This window comes from Ochrobactrum sp. PL_is483 (assembly GCF_055816855.1).
Genome location: NZ_JBVPGS010000036.1, coordinates 281,241 through 306,961, shown reverse-complemented (window position 1 = coordinate 306,961; position 25,721 = coordinate 281,241). Strand labels below are relative to the sequence as shown.

At 58.0% G+C, this 25,721-nt stretch carries 26 protein-coding genes; 11 read left to right on the top strand and 15 right to left on the bottom strand.

The features are described from left to right. Positions 1 to 34 precede the first annotated feature (34 nt). The 7 genes from AC0TNJ_RS13195 to AC0TNJ_RS13165 all read right to left on the bottom strand — a co-directional run bounded on the left by AC0TNJ_RS13195 (position 35) and on the right by AC0TNJ_RS13165 (position 7,765). Positions 35 to 1,831 carry a flavin monoamine oxidase family protein gene (locus tag AC0TNJ_RS13195; protein ID WP_473767921.1) on the bottom strand — a complete coding sequence of 599 codons (1,797 nt, stop codon included), beginning with the start codon at positions 1,829 to 1,831 and terminating at the stop codon, positions 35 to 37. Positions 1,832 to 1,915: 84 nt separating this feature from the next. Next, entirely contained in the window at positions 1,916 to 3,193 is a 1,278-nt protein-coding gene (locus tag AC0TNJ_RS13190) for an amidase (RefSeq protein WP_473767922.1), read from the bottom strand. A 61-nt stretch (positions 3,194 to 3,254) separates the two neighbouring features. Next, positions 3,255 to 4,448, bottom strand: coding sequence for a substrate-binding protein (locus AC0TNJ_RS13185; RefSeq protein WP_473767923.1), 1,194 nt, complete (start codon positions 4,446 to 4,448; stop codon positions 3,255 to 3,257). Between the two features lie 51 nt (positions 4,449 to 4,499). After that, a complete protein-coding gene (gene urtE, locus AC0TNJ_RS13180) occupies positions 4,500 to 5,198 on the bottom strand; it encodes an urea ABC transporter ATP-binding subunit UrtE (RefSeq protein ID WP_151572896.1) in 699 nt (232 codons plus the stop codon). Then, positions 5,198 to 5,905 (bottom strand): ATP-binding cassette domain-containing protein, encoded by a 708-nt coding sequence (locus AC0TNJ_RS13175; RefSeq protein ID WP_151572732.1) that lies wholly within the window; start codon positions 5,903 to 5,905, stop codon positions 5,198 to 5,200. The genes urtE and AC0TNJ_RS13175 overlap by 1 nt, the downstream gene beginning before the upstream one ends. Then, positions 5,902 to 6,912: a branched-chain amino acid ABC transporter permease gene (locus AC0TNJ_RS13170; protein ID WP_473767924.1), complete on the bottom strand. Its 1,011-nt coding sequence runs from the start codon at positions 6,910 to 6,912 to the stop codon at positions 5,902 to 5,904. Before AC0TNJ_RS13170 ends, AC0TNJ_RS13175 begins: the two co-directional genes overlap by 4 nt. Before the next feature lie 4 nt (positions 6,913 to 6,916). Then, entirely contained in the window at positions 6,917 to 7,765 is an 849-nt protein-coding gene (locus tag AC0TNJ_RS13165) for a branched-chain amino acid ABC transporter permease (RefSeq protein ID WP_151572736.1), read from the bottom strand. Positions 7,766 to 7,871: 106 nt separating this feature from the next. On the opposite strand from AC0TNJ_RS13165, the gene AC0TNJ_RS13160 reads away from it, so the two are divergent. Then, positions 7,872 to 8,783: a LysR family transcriptional regulator gene (locus AC0TNJ_RS13160; RefSeq protein WP_473767925.1), complete on the top strand. Its 912-nt coding sequence runs from the start codon at positions 7,872 to 7,874 to the stop codon at positions 8,781 to 8,783. A gap of 262 nt (positions 8,784 to 9,045) precedes the next feature. On the opposite strand, the gene AC0TNJ_RS13155 is transcribed toward AC0TNJ_RS13160, so the two are convergent. From AC0TNJ_RS13155 to AC0TNJ_RS13145, 3 genes are all read right to left on the bottom strand, one after another. Next, on the bottom strand, positions 9,046 to 9,549 hold the full coding sequence (locus AC0TNJ_RS13155; RefSeq protein WP_473771374.1) for an FAD-dependent oxidoreductase: 504 nt from the start codon (positions 9,547 to 9,549) through the stop codon (positions 9,046 to 9,048). Between the two features lie 151 nt (positions 9,550 to 9,700). Beyond that, positions 9,701 to 9,886: a hypothetical protein gene (locus tag AC0TNJ_RS13150; protein ID WP_473767927.1), complete on the bottom strand. Its 186-nt coding sequence runs from the start codon at positions 9,884 to 9,886 to the stop codon at positions 9,701 to 9,703. A 215-nt stretch (positions 9,887 to 10,101) separates the two neighbouring features. Continuing rightward, a complete protein-coding gene (locus AC0TNJ_RS13145; protein ID WP_473767928.1) occupies positions 10,102 to 10,998 on the bottom strand; it encodes a LysR family transcriptional regulator in 897 nt (298 codons plus the stop codon). Between the two features lie 139 nt (positions 10,999 to 11,137). Between AC0TNJ_RS13145 and AC0TNJ_RS13140 the strand changes: the two genes are divergently transcribed. The 6 genes from AC0TNJ_RS13140 to AC0TNJ_RS13115 all read left to right on the top strand — a co-directional run bounded on the left by AC0TNJ_RS13140 (position 11,138) and on the right by AC0TNJ_RS13115 (position 17,736). Beyond that, positions 11,138 to 11,911 (top strand): SDR family oxidoreductase, encoded by a 774-nt coding sequence (locus tag AC0TNJ_RS13140; RefSeq protein WP_151572758.1) that lies wholly within the window; start codon positions 11,138 to 11,140, stop codon positions 11,909 to 11,911. Positions 11,912 to 11,984: 73 nt separating this feature from the next. Further along, on the top strand, positions 11,985 to 13,361 hold the full coding sequence (locus AC0TNJ_RS13135; RefSeq protein WP_473767929.1) for an aldehyde dehydrogenase family protein: 1,377 nt from the start codon (positions 11,985 to 11,987) through the stop codon (positions 13,359 to 13,361). Between the two features lie 19 nt (positions 13,362 to 13,380). After that, entirely contained in the window at positions 13,381 to 14,010 is a 630-nt protein-coding gene (locus tag AC0TNJ_RS13130) for a hypothetical protein (protein WP_473767930.1), read from the top strand. 14 nt (positions 14,011 to 14,024) lie between these two features. Then, positions 14,025 to 15,830, top strand: a complete 1,806-nt coding sequence (locus AC0TNJ_RS13125; protein ID WP_473767931.1) for a monovalent cation:proton antiporter-2 (CPA2) family protein — start codon at positions 14,025 to 14,027, stop codon at positions 15,828 to 15,830. Then, positions 15,827 to 16,402 carry a DUF924 family protein gene (locus tag AC0TNJ_RS13120; RefSeq protein ID WP_473767932.1) on the top strand — a complete coding sequence of 192 codons (576 nt, stop codon included), beginning with the start codon at positions 15,827 to 15,829 and terminating at the stop codon, positions 16,400 to 16,402. Before AC0TNJ_RS13125 ends, AC0TNJ_RS13120 begins: the two co-directional genes overlap by 4 nt. A gap of 83 nt (positions 16,403 to 16,485) precedes the next feature. Beyond that, complete coding sequence (locus AC0TNJ_RS13115) at positions 16,486 to 17,736, top strand: GGDEF domain-containing protein (protein ID WP_473767933.1); 1,251 nt, start codon at positions 16,486 to 16,488, stop codon at positions 17,734 to 17,736. 189 nt (positions 17,737 to 17,925) lie between these two features. On the opposite strand, the gene AC0TNJ_RS13110 is transcribed toward AC0TNJ_RS13115, so the two are convergent. Then, complete coding sequence (locus tag AC0TNJ_RS13110) at positions 17,926 to 19,071, bottom strand: MFS transporter (protein ID WP_473767934.1); 1,146 nt, start codon at positions 19,069 to 19,071, stop codon at positions 17,926 to 17,928. Beyond that, positions 19,068 to 20,420 carry an HdeD family acid-resistance protein gene (locus tag AC0TNJ_RS13105; protein ID WP_473767935.1) on the bottom strand — a complete coding sequence of 451 codons (1,353 nt, stop codon included), beginning with the start codon at positions 20,418 to 20,420 and terminating at the stop codon, positions 19,068 to 19,070. The genes AC0TNJ_RS13110 and AC0TNJ_RS13105 overlap by 4 nt, the downstream gene beginning before the upstream one ends. Positions 20,421 to 20,596: 176 nt before the next feature. On the opposite strand from AC0TNJ_RS13105, the gene AC0TNJ_RS13100 reads away from it, so the two are divergent. Then, complete coding sequence (locus tag AC0TNJ_RS13100; RefSeq protein ID WP_473767936.1) at positions 20,597 to 20,866, top strand: hypothetical protein; 270 nt, start codon at positions 20,597 to 20,599, stop codon at positions 20,864 to 20,866. Between the two features lie 93 nt (positions 20,867 to 20,959). Here the strand turns inward: AC0TNJ_RS13100 and AC0TNJ_RS13095 are convergent, their stop codons facing one another. The 3 genes from AC0TNJ_RS13095 to AC0TNJ_RS13085 form a co-directional block, all read right to left on the bottom strand. Further along, positions 20,960 to 21,955: a DUF4424 domain-containing protein gene (locus AC0TNJ_RS13095; RefSeq protein ID WP_473767937.1), complete on the bottom strand. Its 996-nt coding sequence runs from the start codon at positions 21,953 to 21,955 to the stop codon at positions 20,960 to 20,962. Positions 21,956 to 21,972: 17 nt separating this feature from the next. Next, the gene (locus tag AC0TNJ_RS13090; protein WP_473767938.1) at positions 21,973 to 22,578 is read right to left on the bottom strand and encodes a DUF3011 domain-containing protein; all 606 of its coding nucleotides are present in this window, start codon (positions 22,576 to 22,578) and stop codon (positions 21,973 to 21,975) included. Between the two features lie 70 nt (positions 22,579 to 22,648). Beyond that, a complete protein-coding gene (locus tag AC0TNJ_RS13085; protein WP_473767939.1) occupies positions 22,649 to 23,098 on the bottom strand; it encodes a hypothetical protein in 450 nt (149 codons plus the stop codon). Positions 23,099 to 23,503: 405 nt separating this feature from the next. Here AC0TNJ_RS13085 and AC0TNJ_RS13080 point away from each other — a divergent pair, with 405 nt between their 5' ends. The 3 genes from AC0TNJ_RS13080 to AC0TNJ_RS13070 all read left to right on the top strand — a co-directional run bounded on the left by AC0TNJ_RS13080 (position 23,504) and on the right by AC0TNJ_RS13070 (position 25,628). After that, entirely contained in the window at positions 23,504 to 23,800 is a 297-nt protein-coding gene (locus AC0TNJ_RS13080; protein ID WP_473767940.1) for a hypothetical protein, read from the top strand. Between the two features lie 62 nt (positions 23,801 to 23,862). Continuing rightward, a complete protein-coding gene (locus tag AC0TNJ_RS13075; protein ID WP_265613400.1) occupies positions 23,863 to 24,051 on the top strand; it encodes a YegP family protein in 189 nt (62 codons plus the stop codon). Between the two features lie 590 nt (positions 24,052 to 24,641). After that, positions 24,642 to 25,628: a LysR family transcriptional regulator gene (locus tag AC0TNJ_RS13070; protein ID WP_473767941.1), complete on the top strand. Its 987-nt coding sequence runs from the start codon at positions 24,642 to 24,644 to the stop codon at positions 25,626 to 25,628. Positions 25,629 to 25,721 lie beyond the last annotated feature (93 nt).

Genomic DNA, 25,721 nt, shown 5'->3' with positions numbered 1-25,721 from the left:
CATCGGCGGTGGTTTTCTGAGTTTTGAAATAGCCTCAGCCCGCAACCGGTTGGGGGTCGATTGGTTTGAGAGCGTCCCACTTATCCAGCGGACCAGCCTTGTTATGAGCATGCCCACCAAACGCCTTGACTACAGCATGCGCGGCATTCAACCCTGTCGTAACGGCACCTTCCGACCAACCGCCGGTCCAGGAAATATCGTCGCCGGCAAGAAAGAAATTGATCCCTCGGTTCAAATCGTGCTCGGCGAAGTGTGAATAGAGTGCCCGCTGGTATCGGTAATGACCGGGCAAGTTGTTCTTGAAGGCGCCCATGAAAAAACGCTCGGAATCCCACATTATGGTCGCCGAATCGAGTTCGCCCGAACTCTTCTTGTTGATTCGTTCGTTGATTTTGGCTAGCGGATACATCTCATCAAGTGCCAGCAAGGCAATTGCGGCACGTTCATGTTCCGTAAGCGGCAACATTTTCAGGGCGTCGTCATTCCAGGTATAGGTCAGGCATATGACTGCCTTGTCGTTCTGGTCTTTGGAGTCCCTGTAGTTCAACAGATAGGTGCCGCGCGTCACACGATCCGAGAGGGTTGTGCTCATCAGATGTTTGCCGTCGCCGTCCTTCTCCGCCCAAAACGCAGACTTTGCCGAGACGAACGTTTTCGACGACTGCATATAGTGCGTGTATTCAATGGCCTCCCACATATCCTCACTCAGAAGGGCCCGCGTTGCCTTTCCGTGGTGGGATTGATCCCGCATCATTTGCAGAACCCGGACGTGCGGCGTGTAAATCACAGCATCGAAGAGAGCGTCGTCGCCAGTTTTTTGCGCGCCGTTCGTATAGACATGGAATTTCTTCGTCTTTTCGTCATGCTCTATGCCGTGCACGACGTTGCCGAGAACGTTGTCCGACCCGAAGTACTCCTCCGCGAACTTTCGAAGGCTCATATGTTCGTAGTTGCCGTTCACATTATCCTTGAAATCTGACGGAGTTTTATCAAACAGCCTCTTCGGCAGGGTATCCACGCCATCAAAAAACAACTGATGGTTCGACTCCATGTCCGTGTAAGCGACCCGTAGGATTTCCAGGAAACAATTGACAAAGTTGGTGTTCCAGCCGCCTGACCCGAACCCGACCTGGCCAAACAATTCAATGTCATCGGCGCTCCAATTGTGATTCACCAGAACGTGGTGAAAACTTTCATTGTCATGTGATCCAACAAGCGCATTCCATATCTTCTTTATGGAAGCAGCGTTCGTTTCCGGATCCGTAAGATGTTGTTGCATCGTCTCTAAATCGTACGGCTTGTTTTTGAGGAGCGCGTCCCATTTTGCCTGGAGGTCTCCGTACTCCTTCGGCCTGGGGAATTTTTGATCCGTTACATCGTAGTATTTGTTCTTCCCCCTGTAGTTCACGAGGTTTCCAGGAGAATTTGGCGTGCCTGGATTTGGAAAATCACCCGTGCGGTCCTTCATTCCCGCCTTGCCGAAATAGTGAAACAGTGTCTTGCAGGTTGGCGGGAAACGCATTGCACCCAGTTCAGCGATCCCTCCGTTTTCCAGCTGTTTGGAATACATCCTGCCGCCAATCCGGTCGCTCGCTTCAAAAACTACGGGAGCAAATCCAGCACGGAGGAGTTCATAGCCAGCGACCAGGCCGGATATCCCCGCGCCGACAATTGCGACGCGCTTGACAGTACCCCCATTGGTGAAGAGTGCATTCCTGCCGGCCGACGTGACGAATTTTCCATAGTCGAACGGAAAATCCGGCATTGCCGCGATAACCTTGGAAGGTTCTGTAGGACCCTTTTGAATTCTGTTGGGAATATTCGCAGTCATTTCACGTCTCCTTGTTGGGTAGCAGGGATCATGGAAATCAATGTGCTGCAGAGCGCGCGCCGACGGCGCATGCACTTTTATTCATCAATCCTCCAGCGATGCGGCAAACGCGATCACGTCGTGATCGCGAAAATGGTTGCCGACGATCTGAATGCTGGCGGGAATAGCTGTTCCAGGAAGCTGCTGCCCCAGTGGCATGGCTAGCGCCGGAAATCCTGTGTAGTTGAAGATGGCGGTGTTGCGGATCAGTGCAGAAAGCACGGGCAGTTGGCGTCCGCTCCATGTCACCGAGGTCGTTCCTTGCGTGGGGGGTGGGCAAGGGAGCGTCGGAAGAACAATAAAATCCACCCGCTCTAAGCCTTGACGGATTCGATGTTCCATATCGTGCAACTCGTCCAGGGCCTGCACGAAATCATAGCCACGGACGCCCTCGGCGAATTCAATTCCACTTGCTGCGTCCGAAGGAAGCTTGGTCAACTCGTCCGGGAAGTGCTTCTTGTAATACGCTGCGGCTTCCGAGAGGCTGCCTGCGAGATGCGCCCGTATCGCCTCCTCTGGGGAGGGCAAATCGATCTGTTCCAGTGAATGGCCTCGGCGCTCCAACGAGACAAGGAAGTCTGTAAACGCCTCGGTGACTTCAATCGCTGCATCGGTCCGGTATGTTTCGGAGTATCCAACGCGAAATGGCCGTTGATGCTTGACCGGAGGGTTGTCGACACGGCTGCTCGTCATCGCGTTTATGATGAGCTGAAGATCGTCTGCACACCGCCCTATAGGACCGACATGGTCGAACGATGCTGCAAGCGGTCGGACGCCTGACGTCGGAACGAAACCTTTAGTCGGCTTGAAACCATAGACGCCACAGCAGGCCGCGGGAATGCGAACACTGCCTCCTGTGTCGGTCCCGACCGCGAAGGAGCTCCATCCGGCAGCGACAGCAGCAGCCGAGCCACCGCTCGATCCTCCGGCTATCCTTGAACGATCGATCGGATTAACGACTTCTGGCGTTCGCACGCCAAACGCACCGCTGTCCGTTCGCGCCATGCCTATGACGATTGCGTCCGCTGCGCGCAAGCGCCTGACAACCTCGGCATCAGTTGAAGCCTTGTATCCGGCGAGAATGTCGAGTCCGCCACAGCTTACCGCATCCTCGACGTCGATCAGGTCCTTGACAACGAAAGGAACCCCGGCCAGCGGCCCAAGTTGCTGGTTGTGCTTGCGTTTAAAATCGATCGCTTCGGCCTCAGCCATTGCCCTGTCTTTCAGGACATGGCTCAGGGCACTGATCTGCGTAGTTTTCTCGTCTATTTGCTTGAGGTAGGATTCGCAGAGGACGGTGGCGGAGACCCGCTGATCGGCCATGGCCGATAGCAGGTCCCTGATCGTCGTTGCGGTCCTTGTCGGACTGGCTAGCAAAATGGCCTCACAGTGCGCAGCCTGTTACGGCCGGAGCGATCATGCCGAAGTTCTCGATGATCTCGAACGTCGTATCCGCCCGGCATCGACCAACGATGCTTGCGGTGTGCATATGGTTGTTGGAGGGATCGATGTGGACCTCGCCTTCCGGCGCTTCGAAACGCGCTTCCCGGATCGCAGCGATAACCTTCCCGGTTTCTGTTGAGCCGGCAGCCTCCACAGCCTTCGCATAGAGCCAAACACCAGCGTAAGTAGATTCACCGATGGCGTTCACGACCGTATTCGCGCCGAATGCGGTCCGGTAGCTTTCGATAAAGGTCTGGCTTGCAGGAGTTTGCAGCGCCGAGAAATACGACTGATTCACGATAATGCCTTCGACCTCACTGCCGGAAAGCCCGGCGGTGAAGATTTCATCGATGCCGTTGCTGACCAGCTTCGCAGACAAGCCGTAGCCCGAATACTGCTTTATGAAACTGACCGCGTCGGCGCCGGCGAACAGGCACCACACCATGTCGGGATTGGCGGCGCGTACGCGTTCCAGAACCGGTCCGAAATCGGTCGTGCCGAAGGGAAAGAACTCCTTGCCCTTAACCTCCCCACCCGCAGACGTGGCCGCAGCCGCGATCTCGTCTGCGGTCTTCTGCGGCCACACATAATCGGACCCGAGAATATAGACGGATTTGCCGACATTTTTCGTGAGCCACGGATAGAAGGGCGCCACTGCCTGATTGGGAATCTGGCCTGTGCAGACGAGGTACGGATTGCATTCACCGCCTTCGTAATAGGTCGGATAAATGAGAAGTTTCTTTGCAGGTGTGCTGACCGTGAGGGCAGCCTGGCGCTCGAGACTTGTGATCATGCCGATAATGGCTTCGACATTGTCCTGAAAAAGCAGCTTGCGGGTCTTCTCGATTGAACCGCGCGTGGTCGTCGCATTGTCTTCGACGACATAGGAAAGACGCCGACCGCCGACGCCGCCGGCTGCATTGATCTGATCGACTGCGAGCTTGAAGCAATTAAGCTGCGTTTCGCCGAGGATCGTCTGAAGGCCGGTCATAGCCGTGCAGAAGCCGATTTTGATGTCATCCGCGGCACGAAGGATGCCGGGAAAGCCTGTGACGGCCGCAGCCGTCCCAGCGCCGATAAGAAGATTCCGCCGGGAGATACCGGTACCCGAAAGCAAAGTGCGATATTCCGTCATGCCCTTCTCCTGCTTGTTCGCCTCTGGTTAGGTTGATGTGGCGGCATGCCGTCAAAGCGACATGGCCGCCACTATGCGTGCGTCGTCCATCAACTCCTCCCTGGATAGCTCGGTCCCTATCAGACCCTTTTCGATGACGATGGCGCGGTGGGCGACCTGCCGAGCCAGGTCGATATTCTGTTCCACCACCAGCACGGCGATCCCGAGTTCGGAACTGACTGACCTCAACAACTCGCCGATCCTTTCGACGATTGAGGGCTGAATGCCCTCAGAGGGCTCGTCCAAAAGCAGAAGCTTGGGTTCGCCACAAAGCGCGCGAGCGAGCGCCAGTTGTTGCTGCTGGCCTCCCGAAAGGGAGCCACCGCGTTGCTCAAACTTCTCAATCAGGATCGGAAACCGTTCCAGTATGTCCCTTGGAATCTCCTTGACGGGCGTTCTTCTCGCACGCAGCCCGGTAAGGAGGTTTTCCCGTACGGACAGTCTGGGAAATATCCCGCGCCCCTGGGGGACGTAGCCCATACCGTGCCGCGCCCGCTGGTGGGGTGCTTCCTGAGAGACGTCCGCCCCGTCAAAGTGGATGCTTCCCGATTGGAGCGGCAGATCGCCGATCAGTGTCCTGAGCAGTGTCGTCTTCCCAACACCGTTGCGTCCCAGAAGCGCGACAACTTCACCAGAACGGACCTCAAGGGAAACCCCATGCAGGACTGGCAAAGCGCCGTATGAAGCTCGAATGTCCGTCGCCTTTAACATCATTGCCGCCCCAGATAGATGTCGCGTACAAGCTGATCGCCTTCGAGTTCCTCGACCCGACCCGACATGAGCAGCTTGCCCTGGTGCATTACATGCGTGAGGCCACCCAGATCGCGTACGAAACGCATGTCGTGCTCGATCGCCAGGATCGTCACCTTACTGGACAGGGTTTTCAGCAGTGCCGCCGTCCGGGCCGTCTCCGTTGGCGTCATGCCGGCGGTCGGCTCATCGAGCAGCAACAGTATGGGCTCGATCATCATTGCCATGCCGATCTCAAGCCACTGCTTCTGGCCGTGTGCCAACAGCCCCGCTATGCGGTGGCGGTCAGCGGCGAGGTCGAGCGTGTCGAGCAGCGCTCCCACCCGTTCCCGTGCCGACGAATCGGTGGCGGACGCAGCGACGAGAAGATTGTCTTCCACGGAGAGAGACGAGAAGACACTTGGCACTTGGAATTTTCGGGAAATCCCGATGCGTGCGAAGCGATGCAGTGGCAGCTTGGTGATGTCGTCTCCGCGAAACAGTATCTGGCCCGACGTAGCTGGCAGCGCTCCGCAGAGAACGTTGAACAGGGTGCTCTTGCCAGCCCCGTTCGGGCCGATGATGCAGTTGATCGTGGAGGGCTCCACGGCGATCGAAACGTCATCGACCGCTTTGACGCCGCCGAAGCTCTTCATGATGTTTCTGGCTTCGAGAATTGGACCGTTCATTGTGCGGCCCTCGCAGGCTTGGACAAACGGTTTTTGGCCGACCCGAGGATGGAAACCGCAAGACCAACGATACCGCGCGGAAATATGAAGACGGCGCCGACGAAGAGACAGCCCAAAACGAGCGGCCAGAGCTGATAGCTGACGGAACTCAGCCAGTTCTCGAGCGCCAGCACGAGCACTGCGCCAATCACAGGACCGGACAACGTTCCCCTGCCACCGATGGCCACCCAGATAACCACCTGTGTCGAGAAGGAAAGGCCAACTGTATCCGGGGCAACGAAGCCCGCTCCAGAGGCATAGAGCGCACCTGCCAGGGCTGCGCAGACAGCTGAAGCGATGAACACGAACAGCAGGTACGCGGGCGTATTGTTGCCGAGTGCTGCGGCGCGAAGCTCGTTGTCGAGGATAGCGTTGAGGACAAGCCCGCGCCGGGAAGTCTTCAGGAAATAGAGGAAGCCGGTGATTGCAACAGCCGCGGCCAGGACGACATAATAGTAGACTGTTCCCTGCAGGAAAAACGGGCCGTCTCCCCCCGGCAGGGCGAGTGTCATCGAGCCGATGATCCCGGTATTTCCGCCCGTCACCCTGGGAAAGCCGAGAACAAGCTGCTCGAAGATAACGGCGAGGGCCAGTGTGACAATGGTGAAATACGCACCACGCACACCGCCGAACAACAGGAAGTAACCGATCAGGGCGCTGACCAGCGCGGCGGCAGCCAGCCCCGCCACAACGCCGAGCCAGGGTCCGGCAAGAGGGCCCAAAGCCGTTGAGCCTATCGCTACCGCGTAGGTGCCCAGCCCGAAGAACGTGGCGTGGCCAAAGCTCAACAATCCGGCCTGCGACCATATGAGGTTGAGCGCCATCGCGAAGATTGCAAAACAGATCAGGTCGCGCAGGAACTGGAGCCGGTACTCGCCAACGAGCAGAGGTGCTACGAGACAGGCGCCCAGAAGCAGGGCCACCACACAAAGATCGGTTTTCGGAGAGAGGTTTGCGGTTTCGTTCATTGGGTTACTCGCTGAAGATGCCGGTTGGCCGGTAGCGGACGAGCATGATCGCGAGGCCCAACACCAATGCTTGCGCGAGAGACGCGCTGATTACGTAATTGAAGACCGTCTCCAGCCCGCCAATTACGGCACTGCCTGCCGCGACACCTGCGACGCTTCCGACACCTCCAACGATGACGACGAAGAACGACTTGGCGAGGTAGTTGACGCCCATCTGGGCAATCACAACCGCCATCGGAGCCAGCAATGCCCCGGCGATAGCCGCGAGCGCGGCTCCGATTATGAATGCGCTCATGTAGATACGGCGGGTGTCGATACCGAGCGCCTCGGCCATTTGCCGGTTCTGCAGCACCGCACGCAGGTCGGTTCCATAGTTCGTATAGCGAACGACTGCCCAGCAACCGGTGATGATCGAAAGCGACAAGCCGATCAAGAGGAAGCGGTAGATGGGGTAGCCAATGCCCGCAAACTGGATACTGCCGGAAATTGGAGCTTGGGCCGGCAGAGGGGCAGCCCCGAAAATTAACTGGAGGAGCTGCTGAATGATAAGGCTAAGACCCCATGTAGCGAGAATGGCCGACACAGGCCGTTCATAGAGTCGTTTGAGGACACCCCATTCGACCAGAAAGCCGACCGTTGCGCCCACCAATGGCGCCACAATGAACCCGATCCAGAAACTACCACCCGCCAGTTGAACAGCGGCAACCGAATAAGCACCGATCGTGACGAACTCGCCATGGGCGAGATTGATCACGCCGATCAAGCCATAGATGACCGCCAAACCGATGGCGATCAACATCAGGATGCTGACAAGTGTCAGGCCGTTCAGCAGTAAGCTGACAACAATCTCCATGCTATTGTTCCCCTTGCCCATTTTTTGAGCTTTTTTGCATCTTGCCTTATATGAAGGCGCAGGGATATTCTAAATTTCTGACATTCACTTCAGGATTTATTGATGTATGGGCCGAACAATCAATCTGCTGCATGACGTCGACATGAGGCTCATCCGGACCTTTATGACTGTGGTCCGGTGCGGGGGCTTTGCCGCTGCACAGGCTGCACTCAATGTCAGCCAGTCCAACATCAGCATGCAGATTAAGGACCTTGAAGTTCGACTCGGCGTGCGCCTCTGCCATCGCGGCCGACGCGGTTTTTGGCTCACCGAAGAAGGTAAGGATATCTATGCCGCTTCAGAGCAGCTGACAGCTGCGATTGGCGAGTTTCGCGCCCGAACGGATGCCGTACGCGGCGGCCTCACCGGTCGCATCCATATATCTGTTATCGACAATTCGATCTTTTGTGAGGACTTCCGGCTGAAGGAGACGGTTGCGTCCTACCGCGATAATACCAGGGCCATGGAGATCGAGATCGATGTGCTCACGCCGAACGCAGTCGAGCAGTCCATCCTCGATGGCAGCCGGGATATCGGCATAGGTTTCTTCATCGCCCGCAGACAGATGCTCGATTATCATCCTCTGTTCGAGTCAGACATCCACCTGTATTGCGGTACGGGGCACCCGCTATTCGACCAGGTTGAAAACGCGGCGGAAGAAAAGGTTACCGCTGCCATACACGCGGCTCGTGGATACGTTACTCAAGCGCAATTGCCCGTATTCGAGCGAAGGCTGGAGGTCGGGGCCTCATCCGCATCTGTGGAAGGATTGGCGACGCTTATCCTTTCAGGCGTCTACACTGCCTATCTTCCGGAGCACTATGCACGTTTTTGGGTTCAGTCCGGTCAAATGCGGGCCATTCGGCCGGACCTGTTTTCATATAGATCAAGCTATGAAGCGATAACGCTTAAAGGTATGGCGAGGACGCGTGCAAAGACCGAGTTTCTCGCGCGACTTCTTCAGCAACATCAAAAATAGCTCATCCTCCTCAACAATCTCCGAATTTCCGCTTCGAGGTACCGATCCTTCGATAAGTGGAGCTTTGAGGAAGTTCCTGATGAGAAAACATACCCACAAGCCGAAGACGCACACTGAGGGAACCGGTGTCGTTCCGGCAAAAGCCGCATAGCCGGATTCATCAGCCGGTCGCGCCTGCTGGCGCAACCGGCTTCTCATGTCGCGGGCGCTGGTTTAGGTTTTTTAACCTGACGGTCGATTCCAGTTCAATCCGCCCAACAAATCATGTGCTTGGGTTCCATTTTGTGTCGTACAGGGGATAGTCCCTCTCGAAATTGAAATTCTTGTTCTGGAACTCGCCGCCTGAATTAACGACAACATGCATCACCGCGTCGAGCGCCATTCTCAATGAAGGCTCGGTCCAGCCGCCGTCGACAGAGAATCCTTCGCCGGACAGATAGAGACCGGACTTCGCACTGTATTCCTGATTGTATGCGAGAAGTCCTTGCGTTTCCGCCCATGCACCGGGCCGATAGAGCTTTGCGCATCCCTGTATAAACCGTTCCTTCTCCCAATGCACGATAACGGGCTGACTTTTGTCGACATAGCTGGAGATCGATTTCTTGATGTTGGTACAGCGAAGTAGAATGCGATCGACTTCCTTCAAGCAGCGTTCGACGAGCTCTTTATTGTCGTACAACCCAAGCTTCGTCGCGTCATCCTCCCAAGTGTAGCTCACGAGTAGGACGCCGTCTTCTTTATATTTATCTGTCGATTTGCCTGCCACCGGCGCGCCCCTCCGCCGCTCAGCCTTCAGCTTGCCCGCCAGCACGGCAAACAGAGGATCATGGCGAGAGCATCATGGTCGTTAACATCCTCACAGCCCAGCGCTAGGCCGAACAGACGCTGGCCAACCAGCGTCTTCACCGAATGTTCGATCAAGTCCGGATCGCACCGATCCACAAAGCAGGCGGGCGCTCAACCAGCCTCAGGCTTCGATCCGTCGATCCCAGCAGCAACGCCCCAGCGTCCGAGGTGATAGCACCCCCGTCGAAACCGGCCACAACTTTATGGCCTTCGACAGGCTCGAAATCGAATCGCTCCGTGTTACGCTCTGTCGGCATCGAGGAACTCCTGAGAGGCAGCTTAACTCTTTGTTACAAAAGAATTTTTACTGATTCTCAGCCTCGATGCACCTGATTTCTGTGAGATATGCAGGCTAGTTGTCTGATGGTTCGTGCTTGGGTGGCGAGCACCCATTAGAGATCTGGGATGGGCTGAAATACCAGGCCGCATCCGGTTGGAATGGAGCAACCACTCTGAGCGCTTTGATCTCGGCTCACCGCAGCTCTCGCTTCAACAGCGCCTCTAGCCACTCAGCAAATACCTGAAGCCTCCGCGAAAGGTGCTGACGATGTGGGTAGAGTAGCGTCATTGGCATCGGTTCGGCGCGGTGAATGGGCATTACTTCCAGGAGTTCGCCCGCTTCGATGTGACGCCTGACGTCATAGGCCGGGATCTGGATCAGGCCGAGGCCGGCCAGACAACAGGCGATATAGGCCTCGGCGCTGTTGACGGTGACGCGACTGCGCATCGGCGTAGTCTGCAATGCTCCTCCCTGGACCCATTCCCATGCTTCAACGCGTCCGCTCGATGGCGATGCGTAGTTGACCGCCAGGTGGCCCTGCAAATCGTCAGGCGATCCGGGTATCCCATGTCGTTTGAGATAGCCAGGGCTCGCCACATTGATAAGTCGGAGTTCCCCAATCGAACGGGCGATCAGACCGGAATCTGCGAGTGGCCCCACCCGCAGAACGCAGTCGACACTCTCCCCGACAAGATTTACGGCCCGATCGGTGACCCCAAGATCGATATCTATCTCCGGATATTGGTCCAGGAAGGCTGGCAACGCAGGCGCAATGATGAGACGCCCGATGCGGCCTGGGACGTCGACCCGCAACTTGCCTGCCGGCGTCGCGGATTGCCGGAAAATGTTCTCTGTGTCCTCGACGTCGGCGATCAGGCGCAGGCAGCGCTCATAGAAAGCGGACCCGTCCTGTGTCGGCGAGACTACTCTTGTCGTTCTATGTAGAAGTCTCGCCCCGATCCGAGCTTCGAGCTCCAGCACCGCGGCCGACACCGAGGATCGCGGCATGCCAAGACTATCGGCTGCACGCGTGAAGCTCGAGCATTCGACGACACGGGTAAAGATGCGAAACAGATCAATGCGGTCCAAGTGAGAATACCTCTATTGTCCAGAAATGCCGACAAGTGATGTCAGGGCGATCGACTTTATAGGATAATCATAGACGATATTATATGCTCTCGAAAGCGGCGGCATGACGCGGTCGCATACAGGCAAGGAGACTGACGCCATGACCGATCACAGCATCAAAGGTAAAACCGTGATTATCGCCGGAGGGGCGAAAAACCTCGGCGGCCTGATCGCCCGCGATTTGGCCGCGCAGGGCGCCAAGGCTGTCGTGATTCACTACAATAGTGCAGCAACGAAGGCAGATGCCGATGCAACGGTTGCCGCTGTCAAGGCTGCCGGAGCTGAGGCAGTCGCAATCCAGGCCGATCTCACGACGGCCGGCGCGATGGAAAAGCTCTTTACCGACGCGGTCGCCGCTGTCGGCAAGCCTGACATCGCCATCAACACCGTCGGCAAAGTGCTGAAGAAGCCGATCGTCGAAATCTCGGAAGCCGAATACGACGAAATGAGCGCCGTTAACGCCAAGTCGGCCTTCTTCTTCCTCAAGGAGGCTGGCAAGCACCTCAACGACAACGGCAAGATCTGCACGTTGGTAACCTCGCTGCTCGGCGCATACACCCCGTTCTATGCCGCCTACGCCGGCACCAAGGCCCCGGTCGAGCATTTCACACGCGCAGCCTCCAAGGAATTCGGCGATCGCGGCATCTCGGTAACCGCGATCGGTCCCGGTCCGATGGACACCCCCTTCTTCTATCCAGCCGAGGGCGCGGATGCGGTCGCCTATCACAAGACGGCGGCGGCCTTGTCGAAGTTCTCCAAGACCGGCCTCACCGATATCGAGGACATCGTTCCCTATATCCGCTTCCTCGTCTCGGACGGCTGGTGGATGACCGGTCAGACTATCCTCGTCAACGGCGGCTACACCACTAAATGATGCTGCAGCACCCCGGCAAGCCTGACATTGCCAGGGTGCTTCTCATCTCGTCGGAAATTGAAGGGAGGTCGCGATGACCAATCCGTTCCAGTCCGTGCTCGACGCTCAGCGCGAACATTTCCTGAGCGATGCGACCAAAAGCTATGAATGGCGCATCGACCAGCTCGATCGCATGGAGCGGATGCTCACAGAGAACAAGGATGCGCTCTGCGCCGCGCTTCACGAGGATTTCGGCAAGCCGCCCTTCGAGCAACTGTTCGAGATCACCGTGCCGATGGGCGTGATCCGCTATTACCGCGAAAACCTGAAGGCCCTGATGACGCCCGAGCCGGTGAAGATTCCAGACGGCCTCGAAGCGACCGGCAATCGCGGCATCATCTACAAGGAGCCCTACGGCGTCACGCTGGTGATCGGGCCATTCAATGCACCGATCCTGCTGCTGCTCGACCCGGCGATCGCGGCGCTTGCCGCCGGCAACACAGTGATCCTCAAGCCCGCCAACACCACGCCGCGCACCGCCGCGCTGCTGGCCGATCTGGTGCCGCGCTATTTCGCGCCCGAGAATGTCGCCATCGTCACAGGCGGGCGCGAACAGATCTCGGCGCTGCTGGAGCTGCCGTTCGACTTCATCTCCTTCACCGGCTCCTCGGCCGTCGGAAAGGTGGTGATGCGCGCCGCCGCCGAGCATCTGACGCCGGTCCTGCTCGAACTCGGCGGACAGAACCCGACCATTGTCGATGCGACCGCTAATCTCGACATCGCCGCCGACCGCATCGCCTGGGGGCACAACGCGATCTCCGGCCAATGGTGCATCGCGCCGGGCTATGTCTGCGTGCATGAAAGCGTCGCCGACAGCTTTATCGCCAAGCTCAAGGCGGCGATCGTGAAGATGTATGGCGACGATCCGAGCCGAAGCCCGGATTTCGCGCGGATGATCAGCACGCATGATGCGGAGCGGGTCGCCTCCTACATCCTGCCCGAAAAGGTCGTGCATGGCGGGCGCTTCGATGTCGAGGCGCGCTATGTCGAGCCGACCATTCTTTATCCCTCTACCTGGGACGATCCGGCCCTGCAGCAGGAGGTGTTCGGTCCGGTGCTGCCGGTGATGCCTTATTGCGACCTCAAGGAGATCGTGACCCTCGTCAAGCGCAAACCGAAACCGCTCGCGGCCTACATCTTCAGCAAGGACCAGGCGACGATCGACTATGTGCTCGGATCGCTTTCGTTCGGCGGCGGCTGCATCAACCAGACCAACCTGCATTGCTGGATCGACAGCCTGCCCTTCGGCGGCGTCGGGAACAGCGGCATGGGCAAATATTACGGCAAGGCCGGCTTCGACGCGCTCAGCAACACCAAGGCCATGCTGATCGGCAATCCTGATGTCGAGCTGGATGTGTTCCCGCCCTATGCGGGCAAGGACATCGCGAAGAATCTGAGCGTGTTTTCCTGAGGAGGATCGATCGATGCACATGGCAATGGTGATTGGCGGAGGCATCGTCCTGTTCGGCCTGTTTCTTCTGTTCGGAAAGCTCTGGGGCGGTGATCTCTCCGGTGTCGCCGCCGGGGCAAAGTTTTTTATTCCGGTCTGGTTTGCCATCGCTCTGACGAATCTGTGGGTTGGCGTCACCCGGGCCGGCTATACAGTGGCTCAGGAATTGCCGATCCTTCTCATCGTCTTTGCGGTCCCCGCGATCGTGTCGGCGGTTACCGCATGGCAACTCGCGGGAACCGCCCCGCCGTATTTGCCTCCTCACCAACAAGAGAGAACAACCATGTCGGTCACTCTTCCGCCAGCCCTTCAATCTGCCGTCTATGCGATAAACGCAGGCGACGAAGATGCCTTCGTTGCCGCCTTTTCTCCCGTCGGCATCATCAATGACTGGGGACGCACCCTCACGGGAACCGATGGAGTGCGGTCGTGGGCACGTTCGGATGCGATCGGTGCTCAGGCCCGAATGACAGTCCTTGAAGCGGCTACCACGGCCAATACGACGCACATCGTGTTCGACTGGCAGAGCCGTGTCTTCAATGGCCGCAGCGAGGCCTATGTGACCATCCTGGACGGACTGATTACAGAATTCCGCATTCCATCGAAATAAGAGAAAGCCAGATCATGGCCGCTGAAACTGTTACCCAGGCTGCAGAAGCGGCCCATCATGGCGGCGTCGACCTGATCGCCGTCGTCGTTCTGCTCGCGGCCGCAGTCGTTGCTGTACCACTGTTCCGCCGCGCGGGGCTCGGCTCGGTCCTAGGCTACCTCGCAGCAGGACTTGCAATTGGCCCGTTCGGCCTCGGCTTCTTCCACGACGCGCAATCGATCATCCACGTTGCTGAACTTGGCGTCGTGCTCTTCCTGTTCATCATCGGCCTGGAGATGCAGCCTTCGCGCCTGTGGGCCATGCGCGGCGAGATCTTCGGGCTCGGCCTCCTGCAGGTGGGCCTCGCCATCGCGGTACTAGTCTGGGTCGGCATCGCGCTCGGCTATCCGACGGCGGCAAGCTTCGTCGCCGGCACAGGCTTCGTGCTGACCTCGACCGCCATTGTGATGCAGATGCTGGAGGAACGCGGCGTGATGGGACTGCCGAAAGGGCGCCGGATCATCGCGATTCTGCTGCTGGAAGACCTCGCTATCGTGCCGCTGCTGGCACTGGTCGCCTTCCTCGCGCCGGGCGGGGCCGAGGCGACCCTGGCCGATCGTCTCACGGGCGTTGCCATCGGGCTTGCGGCAATCGCGGCGCTGGTGCTGGCCGGACGTTATCTGCTCGATCCGATGTTCCGCCTGCTGGCCCGGTTCGGCGCCCGCGAGGTAATGACGGCGGCGGCACTTCTGGTCGTGCTCGGCGCGGCGGTGCTCATGCAGGTCGGCGGACTGTCCATGGCGATGGGCGCATTCCTTGCCGGTGTGCTCCTATCGGAGTCCTCCTTCCGCCACCAGCTAGAAGCCGATGTCGAGCCTTTCCGCGGACTGCTGCTCGGCCTGTTTTTCCTCGGCGTCGGCATGGCGCTCGATCTGAACATCATTGCCGCGAACTGGACCGTCATCGCGATCTCGGTGCCGGCTTTCATGTTCCTCAAGATGGTTGTGATCTACGGTGTCGCGCGTTTTCTGAAGGCAGACAACCGGGAAGCGATCGAGCGTACGGTGCTGATGGCGCAGGGCGGCGAGTTCGCCTTCGTGCTCTATTCCACCGCCATGCAGTTCGGCATCCTGACACCCGAATGGAACGCCAACCTGACGGCAATCATCATTATCTCCATGGTGCTGACGCCGCTGATGGTTATCGTGCACGACCGGCTGCTCCCGAAGCCGGTGCAGTCCATGGATGGCGTGGATATCGCCGAAGGCCTTTCCGGGAGTGTCCTGCTGATTGGCTTCGGGCGCTTCGGGCAGATCGTCAGCCAGCCACTTCTGGCGCGTGGGCATTCGATCTCGATCATCGAGACGAGCACCGAGGCGATCCGCGATGCCGAAGATTTCGGCTTTAAGGTCTATTATGGCGACGGATCGCGCCTCGACATCCTTCATGCAGCAGGAGCGGAAAACGCGAAAGCGATCGTCGTTGCAGTCAATGACGCGAAGGCGGCAAGCACCATCGCCGAACTCGCCCGGCACGAGTTTCCACTGGTGCCAGTCCTGGCGCGCTCGATAGATCGCGAGCATGCCATCGAATTGGTCCATGCCGGGGTCGACTATCAGGTCCGCGAGACCTTCGAATCCGCCCTCAGGCTGGGCGAGCGGGTGCTGGTCGTGCTCGGCGACGAGCCGGAAGCCGCCACTGAGCTGATGGCCGGCATCCGCAGGCGCGATGCGGAGCGCTTCGAGATCGAAACGGTCGGAGGCATCTATGCCGGCCGCGATCTGATCCATGGTAATGCTCCCGGCACAAGCCGACCTGCGCAGCCGGAGGCTTCGTCATGATCGCGATGCTGGGAACGCGGCGGCGCCGAGACGACGGGCTGATTCCAGATGTTGTCGGCTTCTGGAAGGATGCCGGCCAGGAAGGTCGATGGTTCGACAAGGACAAAGACTTTGACCGCAGGTTTAGGGAGCGCTTCTTGAACCTCCACATGGCGGTCGCCGAACGGCGGCATGACGGCTGGATCGAAACGCCGGAGGGTGCACTGGCGCTGCTTATCCTCACCGACCAGTTCCCGCGCAACGCCTTCCGCGGCACGGGCCACATGTACGCCACGGACCCGCTGGCCCGAAACTATGCCCGACAGGCGCAGGCGGTCGGGCATATGGAGCGTGTCGAGCCTGAACTGCGCCTTTTCTTCTGCTTGCCCTTCGCCCATTCGGAAGATGTCGCTGACCAGGACGTCTCGGTGGCGCTCAATGCAAGGCTCGGCGAGCCGTGGCACTCTCATGCCGAGGGCCATCGCGATATTGTCCGTCGTTTTGGGCGATTTCCGCACCGCAATCCTATGTTGGGGCGCGAGACAACCGCCGAGGAAGCCTCCTTCCTGCGCGAAGGAGGCTTTAGAGGATAGAGGCGCGGCGGTTCAACAAGGTGGGAACCAATAAACGGGAGGACAGGCAGAAACGAGATTGCGGTTGGGGGCTTATTGACGACATGTCGGGTTTTCTTGTGCTGCTGACGCAGGCAGTCATCTATTTCGCCGCGATGGCGGCCATTTTTCACTATCGAGCGGCAATAGGGATCGGGATCTTCTATTCCGTCCTCGGGGCCATGCACTTCCTCGAGACCTACCTGGCGGCGGTCTTCTTCATCGAACTGCCGTTCGGGCTGATCTCACCCGGCTCTACCGTGATGTTTGCGGGCAAACTCGCCTTCTTCCTGCTGCTCTACATCAAGGAAGATGCTGAGAGCATGCGCCAACCCGTCTATGGGTTGCTGCTCGGCAACATCCTCATGGTGGTGCTGGCGGTGATCCTGCGTGCCTACAGCGGTACCGTCAGCTTGCCGGGCTATAACGTGGATCTGCCCTTCCTCGACCAGATCGGCTTCCTTATGGTCTGGGGCACGGTACTGCTCTTTGTCGACCTGATCGCCATGGTGATCATCTACGAACGGCTTGGCGCAATGGTGACAAACACCGTTCCGGGCAGGATCTTTATCAGTCTGGCCGTCGTACTAAGCCTTGATCAGGTTTTCTTCTATGTCGGTTTGAACCTTCTGTCCGGGGTGCCGGTCTCGGCCTTTTATGGCGGTTGGATCGCTAAGATCGGCGCGGCGGGCTTCTTCAGCATGATGCTCACGCTTTACCTGCGCATCATCGAGAAAAGCACGCCCCGCAGCCGCCCACAGAAAGCCGGCGACATCTTCGACCGCCTGACCTACCGCCATCGCTACGAAAAGCTTGTCGAACGGATCGGCCGGGACGCCCTTACCGGGCTGAAGGATCGGGGACAGTTCGATGCCAAAGGCCCGGCCATGTTGAAGGCGGCCTCGCGTTCGAAGCTTTCGGTGAGCCTCATGATGATCGACATCGATCACTTCAAGGCGATCAACGATACGCACGGACACCCGACGGGAGACCGTGTGATACAGACGGTGGCCGACATCATCGCGCGGACGAAACGCGAAGGAGACAAGCTATTCCGCTATGGTGGTGAGGAGTTCGCGCTGCTTTGCCCGGAAACACCGCCGGGCGCCATGGCGCTTGCCGAGCGTATCCGCGCCGCCGTGGCAGGCTCTCCAAATCCCGGCCTGGACCTCGAGGTTACGATCAGCATTGGCATTGCAACCTTTCCGAGGGATGCGAAGGATTTCCGGGAACTGCTCACGCGGGCGGATGCCGCGCTCTACCAGGCCAAAGCTCTGGGGCGAAACAGGGTCGTGGGCCGTCCAGATTTTGTATGAGATCACAAATCAAGGTGTCGACAGATGTTCCGAAAGTGTGAATCTATTGAAGGACGGCTCGCACCACCAAGAGTTTCACGGGCAGGAATTGAAGTTCATGCTTCACCGACAGCATTTTCGGCAGCGGTAAGTGTTTTTCACGAGCCCCTCCCGCAATAGTCCACAACGGCGCATAACTGTTAAGCTCGACTAGCGGACGGAAACCCGGCTCCGGATCGGCATGAAGATCGAAGCCAGGCCAAAAATGCCGCAGGCAACGGCAGCAAAGAGCGGAAGCCCGTGCAGGGTCATCTCCATGGCAATGCCACACAGGAGCGGTCCGGCGAAGGCGCCCACTCCCCATGCTACGGAAAGCAGCGCATAGATCCCCACGAGTTCGCCCCCTTCGTAAAGATCGCCGAGCATTGCGACCGTAGTCGTGTAGATTCCGACGAACACACCGCCCCACACGAACAGAAGCGGATAGGCAAGCCAGGCATGCGCGAGCGCCAATGGCCAGAAGGCTGCTCCAACGGTCGCGACCAGTGCCAGCAACATCAGAAGTTTCGAGCGCGGCATCCGGTCCCCGAGCCAGCCAATAGGCAATTGCATGGCAATTGAGCCGATGAGAAGTACGGTTAGAAGGATCGTTGCGGATTGCTCCGGCCATCCGAGGCTCACGGCATAAATTGGCAGAAGGCTGAGTCCCGCCGCTTCCAGAGCTGCATTGAGCGCCGCAGATGCGACTGCAACGGGCACCAGCCTGAGATACCGGAATGGATTTCCGATCTCCTCGCGTTCGGACTTCGGCTCTTTCGGTTTGCCGAAAACAAGGACAATGCAGGCGGCAAATGTGACCAGTGCACCGATGACGAATGCCCAGAGTTCGTGCCGGCCCACAAGGGCGAGAATGGTGGGACCGAGGGCCGTCCCGCACGAAAGCGCGGTCATGTATATGGCAATCAGACGTCCGCGTGATGCCTCGCTTGCCAGATGGTTGAGCCAGGTTTCCGAAACGACGAACAGTGTCTCGGACACGGCGCCAAGCGCTGCCCGCAGCGGAAACCATATCCAGAGAAAGGGAGCGGCGGGGAACAGGAGAAGAATGCTGCCGGCTCCGAGAAGGGCGCTTTTCGCGAGGCGTCCAAAGCCGAACAGGCCGAACAGGCGCGGCATGAACGGGGCGGCCAGCAACACACCGACGGCATACATCGCGCCGTTCGCACCGATGAAGCTCTCGGAAAACCCCGCTTCGGCAAGCTCGAGCGCGATTAGCGGCGCACTCAGGCCATAGGTCAGACCGAAAATCGTCGCCGTTATGGTGATGACCACCGCGGTTCGAGTGTTCTGGTTCATAGCTGCCTCGCGGCAGCTTCGGCGCGCTCGTCCTGATGAGCAAATGAACGTCGCGCCTGAAGCGCCTGGCGAAGTTTCCTGCGCCAGCGGCCCTGATTGTTCTCGACCACAGCGAGTAGCAGGCGCGAATAGTCCAGCACTAGCCCCGGTGTCCAGGTCATCGCCTCCGCACGACCGCGGACAAGGCGCAGCAGCCAGAACTGCGGATTGGTTAGAAGTTTGAAGAGATCGCACCAGATGTGGCCGGTATAGCTGCTCCCTTCTAGGGCCGCATCCAGTGCCTGGATCACGGTTGTAGAGCAATTGCGCGCTGTCAGATTGTAGGTGTTGTCCTCAGAGTAGGCAGCCCAGAAACGACGCAACGCTTCCGGCTTGAAACGCCGGAACGTCACCTTCTGGTCTGGCATGCACCAATTGGCTGCCTCCCATTCCAGCGACGGATTGAACCGACCGGGCACGTCATTTTCGTGACCTGCACGAAGCAGTGCCCGAAAGTCGTCGGGGTTATGGTCGATATCGTCAGCCGGATAGTGGCTGATGTAGAGATGAGGCGGCATTTCGAGCGCCGCGTGTCCAGTCGAAATCACGCCATTCTTGTCGACCGCCGCGACATACCGGTCGATCAGCACTCTTCGCTCCGGGCTTCCGATCGCGCCGGCCGCCGTCCAGACATAGACATTGAGAATCTCATCCGCCGAACTCCAAACATCCTCGTCCAGGGGGATGACGGGGCGCGGCACGCCACCTTGCCAGTTGCGGGCGGCATAAAGCGGAAGAGCTGTTACGGACCCGCCTTCGGGAAGCTCGCGTAACGGCAGCGCCATTCGCACGATGGCGTATCCTGAGGTCAGCAGCAAAAGCGCGAAGCAGAACGGTACAGTCAGCAGATGTGGAACCGGCCATGACATCAATATGGCCACCGCGAGACACACCTCGGTCACTCCCGCAGCTATACCGACGCGCCAGCGCGAGCTGTGGACGACGAAAGCCGTAGCGATCCGGAAAAGCCCATCCACCAGGAAGGCGAAGCCGAACACGATCGCAGCCCCGATATTGCCATCCCAGGGAACATTGAACACGAGAAAGGCGGCGACAAGGAAGGCAAGCCCCCGGAACGCATCAATCCAGTGCTGTCGCACACCGACCGAAAAAGCAGCGGTGAGCTCAATCAGACCTTCAACGATGAGGAAAATGGCGAATGTGTCGAGCAGGAGGAACAGCTTGCCGTCGCTCAGATCGAACAGGATGGCAATGCCAATCAGCATCCAGGCGACGCCGGCGGTTACCAACACTTTCCAGGCGGGTTTGAGCGCCCTGGCCCCAAGAAGCAAGAATACGAGCCGTATCATAATAATCCATCCGGAGAAGCGTCCGTTCTCCTCCGGTTTCTGCTTGGAGGATTCTTATCGGCAGGGTCCTGCCGAATGGTCCGATAAATTCCAGGAATCAGAGCTTTTCCCCGGAGAAGGCCTCGACTGGCTGCGCCGGCGATGATCGAATGAGATAGCCAGCGATGTGCCCGAGAATGGAACCCGGCCCGCTATTGGGTGAAGCCTTTCGCTTTCATGCAATCCGCTACCAGCTTTTCCCTGTCCAGCTCCTGCTCTATGCCATTGGCGATACCGGCGCCGATGGCGCTCTCATAGGTCTTGTAGTGTCCGCCCGATCCGATACCGATCGTGGCGGCCTCAGCCTGGTACTTGCACTCTGCCATGGCCTGTTCGGTTTCGGATTGGGGGACGTCGCTTTTGACCCATGGCTTCTTGCTGCTGGTGCAGCCAGCCAGAAGAATTGACGCGGAAAGTAGAATTATTGAGTTTCTGATCAACACTGTAATTTGTCCCTCGATAATTGTTGTTCACCATCAAGTATAAACTGGCGACGTTGCCTATTGCCCCTCAAAAACGACGAAGCGGATGTCCTCTGTAGGTGTGAAGTCTTTTCGCCTTATCTCGAACGTCGTGGGCCCGGTCTTGTTGAGCCCGCTCATGCAAAGCGAAAGAACCGCATGCGGCTTTTCCTTGTCGATCGTCAGATGAAAATCTCCGATCGGTCCCTTCCAGTTGGCGCCGGTGGTCAACACATAGCTCAATTCGTTGGGTGCGATTCCAGCCGGCTTTTCCGGATCGGCTTTCGCCGCGGCCTGTGCCTGCTTCAGTAGATGGCGGACTCCCGCCTTGCCCTGGTCATCGAGGCAGTAACGTACATAGTCCTTGAACTGCGCTTCGTCCGAGAAAATCGAAGTGCCACCGACGATGGGCTTGTAGCGGTGGTGTATGACGACAGCTTTCCCTGCAGGGAAAGTCTGCTCCCAGTGAAAGGTCGCGCGCAGGTTCCAGTTGACGCTGAAATCGGCCGATCGATCGGACGGATCTTCCTCCTCAATAAACCCCTGAGCCACAAGCTCCCGCCAGACTTTCTCCGGCAAGGCGCGCGCCTTGTCTTCCCACCCTGGCAGTTTCGAATTGACCGGCAGGCCGGCCTTCGTGATCACGGTTGTCACATCGGCGCCGCTATCGGTGAATGCCTTCTGCTCAAGCTTGGGATGGATGGACTTTCCGTCCGCGGTCACCTGGAAGCCAACGAAGTTCTCATGATCCTCAACTGGCAGGAACACCGTTGCAAAGGCGCTCTGATCGATGTCTGGAAGGGGAAAGGCCACCGTTGTGGTGATGTCCCGGTCGCTTTCATTGCGAAAGACGTAATGTATGCGAACCTCGCTCGGCGACAGATAGAGATCCTCACTCGCCATCACGATATGGTCCGAAGTCGTCAGCGACAGCCCGCCGGCGCCGAGCACGGCACTCGTGTCGTTGGCATGGACCGGGGTGGTCACAAGCAGCAACGCGAATAGTGCTTTAGCCGGGATATGATTGGCATGCATGTTGTTGACCTCCCAGATTACTCAGCGTCGCCTGGATCGTCGACGAGGCAACCTGCGCCATGGCAGCCCTGGTAGTTGCCATGCACGTCAAAATTCGGTTCTCCCTGCCTGTCGAATTGCGGTCTGGTATCGATCACCTCGTCCGGATTATCGACCATGCATCCGACCCCGTGACAGCCATTATAGCCGTCGTCGCGCCGGTAATTGCTCGTTGTGTGCCGACGGTTGTGACTGCTATCCGCCATCCCCTCGATCAGAGCGCCGAGAATGGCGCCGCCGACAACCGCACCAACATCATGGCCGCGTTGGTCATACATGCGGGCATTCGGATCAAAAGTGTCGCCGCGGCCATGATGGTAACCCCCGACATCGGCGAAAATCCCTGAGCAACCTTGCGCGACCCAGATATATTTGCTGCGGGGATTGTAGCCCCATGTCCGGTTCAGAATGCATGGGCTGCCGGAGGTCTGATGAATGAGCTGCGGCTTGCTCAGCGGCCCGGCCCAGCACTCACCGTACTGATAATGCCTCGACTGGCATTCGACAGTCGATTGCGCGCGAGCGTCAGAAACCGCCGAGGACGAGCCGAGTGCGAGTGAAGCGATGAACAGGTAACGTAGCATTTGAACCCCTCAAAATTGTCGACGACGGGCGACTCCGCTATCGTCGGGATTGGCCTTCATCGATCAGGTGTCAGTCGTTGATCGCGGTGATCCTGATGGTGTTGCTGTCCCCAACACCGGAAAACCAGACCTCACCGTCACCGATCGACACGCCTTGCCAATTGGCGAACAGCGTCGGGTAGGTCTGCTTGAGAACGGCCTGCTTCACCTTGGTGGTGATGATCTTGTCGTAGTCGGCCAAAAAATGCGCGGCGTCGGTTATCTTGGCAGCCCTACCCCCAATCCGTGCGCGGAACGGATAATCTACCATCGAGGCGACGGCCTGCTTGTCGCTTGCGGCAATGGCTTTTTGCAGCTTCTCGAAAAACTGCTGATAGGCTGCATGGCTGCCGAACAACGCATCAAGCGCCTGGTTTGTTTCTGCGGCGGTCTGTGCTGTCGCGGAGCCTGGGACGCCGCAACTCAAGAAAGCGGCGGAGGCCGCTATCAAGACTAAATGCTTCATTGCATGTCCTTCCATCCGGTTCGTTCAACTGCCAGGCCACTGGCTGGAAATGTCTTTCGGACGTCCATGCCATGGCTGATGCTTCGAATTGACGTCGAACAAAAAGACAACGACACCTCATCATCGGCGGACTGGCATGCAGAGGCGTCCATCAAATCTAATATTTCATTGCTCCGATCCCTCAAAGCATTGCGAAATTTTCGGAACAAAGCTGCCGTCGATTTTGATTGGATTTCGACATACTGATCTGATTTCGACAAGGAAACGGTCGGCAGACAGCAGCAACACCCCACTTCCGCCCCGATTTGCATTACCCAAACAATCGCTGAGTTGAGGGGACTTCTTTAGGTGCTTGTCTTCATTGAAGTTTTATCGCTATCTCTCGATTGGAACAACGTCTGATTTTGAGGAGGTGGAATTATGGATATCGGTACAATTCTCGCCCAGCTTATTGGCGGGGCAGTCGGGGGAACCGCAGGCGGCAAGGTTATCAAGGAGTCTGATCTGGGTAGCCTCGGCAATCTCATCGCTGGCGCGATCGGTGGTATCGGCGGCGGGTCGCTGTTGGGCTCTATCCTCGGCGCGGCCGCAGGGGACGCTTCTGCAGGCCTCGATATAGGCGCGGTCCTCGGCCAGCTCGTCGGCGGCGGGGTGGGTGGAGCGATCGTTCAGATCGTCGTCGGCCTGATCAGGAACCAGCTGATCAGCAGCCGCTGAGCCTCTCACGATAAAATTCGCAGCCGAACTGGCTGGATGTAACCTCGAAAAGGAAATCTGAAATGTACAAATTCGAAGTTTATCAGGACAAGGCTGGCGAGTACCGGTTTCGTTTTCGCGCCTCGAACGGTGAGATCATGTTCAGCTCCGAGGGCTATTCGGCGAAGGCATCTGCCCTGAAGTCGATCGAGTCCCTGAAGAAGAACGTCCCCGCGGCAGCAATCGAAGACCAGACGACAGCTACAGCATAACGCCGCAGAGTCCGGTACGGCATATCTACCGTCCCGGCACCGAAAGGATTCGGCAGGCGGGACAGCTATTGCGTCTCCCCTTGATGATTGGCAACTCTATTGACGCTCCAGTGCTCACACGCTCCAAAGGTTCATTAATGCATATCGTGCATTTGATTGTACCTGCACTGGCCATTCTGCGGGACGGTTGATCGCTCCCTTATGAGCGCATCCCGGCCATCCGCCGGTGGCATACAGTTATTGTTGCTTCCGGAGCACTCGCTGTCGCCGCTCTTGGTGGAATTCCGCAGGGGGCTCCCACCGAGTTTACTCGTAGAACCAAGCTCGTCGCAAGCTCTTGAGCGTGTTCGATCAGAATTCCATTCAGATCCTGGCGCTCACAGCCCACCGCTACTGCATCCGCGTTCATATTTTCAGCTGATCGCGAGAGGGACTCCAATTACCGCTCCTGCATGGTTGATGGCAGCCTTATTGATCAGAAAGTCGAGCTGAATCATCAAGGGAAGCTGCCCGGAAAGGGCAAAACAATGAAAGGTTTGTGAATACCCAGAAGGGGGCTATGATTGGTTTCAACATATAGTCACTGGACTATGTCAGGGAGGGGAGCGTTGAAGCGGATATTTGCGTCACAGACGACGCTGCACAAACTCGAGATATTTTGCACAGTGTGCGAGTTGCAGAGCGTCACTCGTACCGCAGAACGCATGTCAGTGGCACAACCCGTCGTAACTGCGCATCTACGCTTCCTCGAAGACAAACTCGGCGTCAAGTTGTTCGAGCGCAGTGGCAGGCGGCTGGTACTCACAGCCGCCGGTCGGCGTGTCCACATATGGGCCAATGAGGTCATAACACGTACCCGCGAATTGGAGCGTGAACTCAACATTTCAGGTGAGGCCGAACTGGGTACGGCAATTGTTTCTGCATCGATGACCGTCGCATCCTATGTGTTGCCACCTCTTTTTTCCGTGTTTCGTCAAAATCACCCGACAGGTGACGTTACACTGCTTGTTTCCAATCCCCAGCTCGTCACCGCCTCTGTCCGTGACGGAAGCTGCGACTTTGGTGTGTGCATTCTCGATCCTCGCCATGACGTAGACGGACTTTCTGTAGAACGTCTGTGGACCGAACGTCTCGTACTGGTTGCAGCCGCTGGTAGCACCTTGGTCGGTGAATCGGTGTCGCCAGAGGAAATAGCTGCGCTTCCCTTCGTATCTTCCCCGCGCAATCAGGTTCGCCGGGAACTGGAGGAGGATGCACTGCGCGCCCATGGCATCATTGGTCGGCAAGTCGTTCTCGAGCTTGGGCATCCTGAAGCCATGAAACAGGCAGTCCGTGCTCATGCAGGCGTTGCCTTCGTCATGGAGACATCGGTGCGAGACGAATGCGAGCGCGGTATCCTTCGTCGTATCGCGACGCCGGGTGTCGATCTTTCTGTCCCTGTCTTTCTTGTGAGCAGACGGGACAAAAGCTTTTCCGATTTTCAGTCCAGCTTGATGGAGTTTGTCCGCAACTCCGCGGAGGATGGCCAGCCTCCATCCGGTTTTGAGACCGCCGGGCTCAGGTCATTTATCAAGTAGGTTGCTACCCAGCCGCCTCCGTCCGAACCAGAACCATACGAAAATGGCTATGGTTTTGGTGAAATTATATATTGGATAGGCCCCAACGCGATA